The 3,503-nt window shown below is 70.4% G+C and carries 2 protein-coding genes; both read left to right on the forward strand.

The features are described from left to right. Positions 1-811: 811 nt before the first annotated feature. A complete protein-coding gene (locus NBW84_RS03220) occupies positions 812-1,603 on the forward strand; it encodes a nuclease-related domain-containing protein (RefSeq protein WP_250281538.1) in 792 nt (263 codons plus the stop codon). Between the two features lie 869 nt (positions 1,604-2,472). Continuing rightward, positions 2,473-2,796 carry a hypothetical protein gene (locus NBW84_RS03225; RefSeq protein ID WP_250281540.1) on the forward strand — a complete coding sequence of 108 codons (324 nt, stop codon included), beginning with the start codon at positions 2,473-2,475 and terminating at the stop codon, positions 2,794-2,796. The last annotated feature ends 707 nt before the right edge of the window (positions 2,797-3,503 follow it).

The raw sequence follows: 3,503 nt of genomic DNA on the forward strand, positions 1-3,503 counted from the left end.
GGGGCCGGGTGCTGGCATGGCTGCCGGTGTCCGTTTCATGAACCCTCCAGGTCCGGACCGGCCAGGGTCGCTGGCCGCGGGTCGAGGTACGGGCCGATGGCGGTCGGTGCGGGTCAGGTGGCTCCGTTCCGCCGCGTCGTGGACTTTCCGGCCCTTTGACCAGACCTTCACAGCAGGGTGTTGCCCGGTAGTTACCGATGCGCGAACGATGTGGCGCACATCGAAGGGCCGCTGTCGGATTGTGCCCATCACCCGACCCCCCTCACACCGGAAAGTTCGGTCATCGTCCGGAGTCTGATGGGAGGCGTGTGCGGCGTCCAGGCTGGGCGACGTCGGCTCCGGGCACCCTTTCAGGCTGTGTGGCGCCCGGAGCGGGCGCCCTTTCGGGCTCTGTGGCGCCCGGCCTGGGCACCGTTGGGTCAGGGTGTAAGTATGTGTCATGTTGGACGACTGTTGCGATTTTTATGAAATGGTGGCCGTCGCATAGTTGGTTTGCTGTGGCGTTCGGTGACCGTGTCGCGGCACACTCGGTGATGGTCAATGTGCGACGCGCATGGGGCAGGCGCAGCCGCATGCGGTCGTACGGGGCCGGACCGAGGACGGACCGAGGACGGACCGAGGACGGAGCACGTTCCGCGCCGGCCCGTGCGTCAACGGTGGAGGTGACGGATCCCGCGCCATGCGGGTCCCGAACCATGCCAGCTCCCGCGTCACGCGGGCCAGGCCGGCGCGACGGAGCGGCGGGAAACAGGGCGACCGGAAGGCGGTGACGACCGGGATGCCGGAAAGGCAGTGGCCAGGACGGTCGGCCATGGCGGAGTACCTGCGCCGCAGGGAGCTGTACATGGCCGAACGTAAGGACCGCCTGACACGAGCGGCCGTCACCGCGGCTGTGGCCGCCGCGCTGGCCGCGGCCGCCGTCGGCGTGCTCGGTGCCATGGCGGGCCTGTCCGTGCTGGTCGTGCTGCAGATGGTCCTCGGGGCCGTCCTGGTCGTCCTCGTCGCCGCCGCGGCGCGCTTCCTGCGTTCCCCGTCGGAGATCGAGTCCTGGCGGCACGACGCCGAGGCCGAGCGCCGCACGGCCCGCGCCCTCGACCGCCTCGTCCGGGCCGGCTACACGGTCCTGCACGACCGCGCGCTCGCGGACTCCGCCGGCAACGTCGACCATCTGGTGATCGGCCCGTCCGGGGCGTGGGTCGTCGAGACGGATGCCCACCGCGGGCCGCTGCGCCAGAACCGGGCCGGGCTGTGGGCCGGCAAGGTGCCGTTGCGCGCCATGCTCGGCCTGGTCGCGTGGATGAGCGAGGAGGTCACCGGCCACCTGGTGGCCGATCTTCCGGACGGCTGGCAGCTGCAGGCCCAGCCGGTGGTCGCGTTCTCCCGTGCCGAGCTGCCGCACGGGCTCGCCCTGCTCGACGGTGTGGTGCTGCTGCCGGCGGCCGGGGTCGCCGACTACATCCTCACCGCCGGTGTCGTACTGAAGCCCCTGGACGTCGCCATTCTGGTGGACGTCGCCGAGCGGGCCTTCCCGCCGTATCCGGTGGACGGGCCGGCTCCGACCTGGCCGGCGATGTCCAGGCTGCGGGGGATACTGGGCCGCTGACGGGCCCTGCGGGACACCGGGCCGGCTGATGCTCCTACAGGGATACCGGGGCCGGCACGGGGCCCCTATGGGAATACCGGGGCGGCACTGCCCCACGGGGATACCGGGCCGCTGACGCCGGTCCTTTGGTCCTTCGGCCGGCCCTTGCGCACCGTGGGCCCCGCCGCTGTCGGGCACAGTGGTGCGTGGACACGGCGGTGGATGGGCACAGTGGGATGGACACAGTGGTGGATGGGCACAGTGGTGGATGGACAGGGCGCCGGTTGCCGGACGGGGCCGTCGGGCGGGCTGATGGCCGGTCCTGGCCCGCGCCGTTGGCGCGTCAGGGCACGCCGGGGCGTCCACCGGTGAGGGGGTTTTGTCCCGGAGTGCCGGTTCGCCGGTAAACGGGCGATGTCCTGATAGGGTCGGCGATCAGACAGGCCCCGCCGGCCGGTCGTGAGCGGTTCCGCCGCCGTGCCGGTCCCAGCGGGACGGGCAGGTAACACTCCGCGCGGGTATATGTCGCCGGCCGGCCGGCATATGATCAGGGGGCCCTGTTCGGGCCGGGCCGGACTACCGGTGGCTGTCCTCCCGGGCCGGCGGGGATACCGCACCAGCTTGTTGCGTCCGGGACGGAATACCGCGTGCCGACTCCGGCCGCCGTGGTGTTCGCCGGCCGTTGTACGTTCCGGGCCGGTACAGGCGCCTCGAATCAGTCCGGCGGTGACTGGCCGGGCCGGCGCCGGCGGAATGGCTTTCCGGTACCACCGGAATCCGGCCCCGGGAATAGCGGAAAACTCGATATATGCGAATCCCGCAGGCTTGTCGTAAGCTGCTCCCAGGCCAGCCACCCGGCACTGTTCGGATCACCGGCGAAGGGTGTTGAAATGGGTAAGAGAATACTCGTCCTGGACGCCGACGGAGAACTTCTCGGTAAGTTCGCGGACACCTACACGGCACACCTGTGGAGCCATTTCAGGATTCTCGCGCCAGGTTTCGACGGCCACGTCGAGGTGTTTGACCCGCATACCCGTACATCTCTTGTGGTGGGCGCCGACGAATGCCGGAGCATCATCTGGGGCAGGGTCCAGAACACCGCGATGTCCTGCGAGGAACGGGCCGTGCCGGACGAGCCGTCGCTGTCGGAGCTGTCCGTGCGACAGTTGTCACGCCGATCCGTCACGCGCGCCTGGCTCACCGCCGGGGCCTGACCGCCGCGGTATCCGGATCCGGCTCGACCGGTGGACGGGCGGCCCGGCCGGTCCGAACGACAGCGTTCCTGAACGAAGATTTCTCGAACTACGCCGTTCCTGAACGAAAATGTTCCTGAATGAAGGCGCTCCGGAACAATGGTGTTCCCGAGCACCGCGCAGAGCCTTGTTCCCAACTCCCCGGCCGCCGGCTGACAGTGCCCCGGCCGCCGGGTGAACCGACACCGATGGTGCCCGTTCCCCTGAATGCCTCAGGGTGCGGGGCTCCACAGGCGCGACGGAGAAACAAACGCGCTGCCGGGGGCCCTGGAGGGCCTTCCGGTGTCGGGCCGAGACGGGAGCGGCGGCGTGGGTAGCGGTGGTACACGGCCACCGCCCATCCCTTGCCCGCGCCGCCGCTCCCGTCCTTCCTTCCCGTTCTTCCCGGCGGTCCGTCTCCCGCCGCGTCGGCCGGCGTGTGCTCCCCGGCCGGCCGTTCCCGTTGTTCGGTTCCCGACGGTCGCCGCTCGCGGTTCATGCCGTCCGCCATCAGATCGTTCCACGTCGCCCGCCGCCGGCCCGCCCGCCGCCGGCCCGCCCGCCGCCGGCCTGGTACTCCGGTCAGATGCTCTGGCCGATCTGATGGCGTACCACGAGAGAGCCGGCGAGCAGGAAGAACAACATCAGGACGAACGTGTTGGACGTGCCACCGGTCGAGCTGGACAGCA

The organism is Protofrankia sp. CiP1_Cm_nod2, assembly GCF_920664355.1.
Classification (GTDB): Bacteria; Actinomycetota; Actinomycetes; order Frankiales; family Frankiaceae; genus Protofrankia.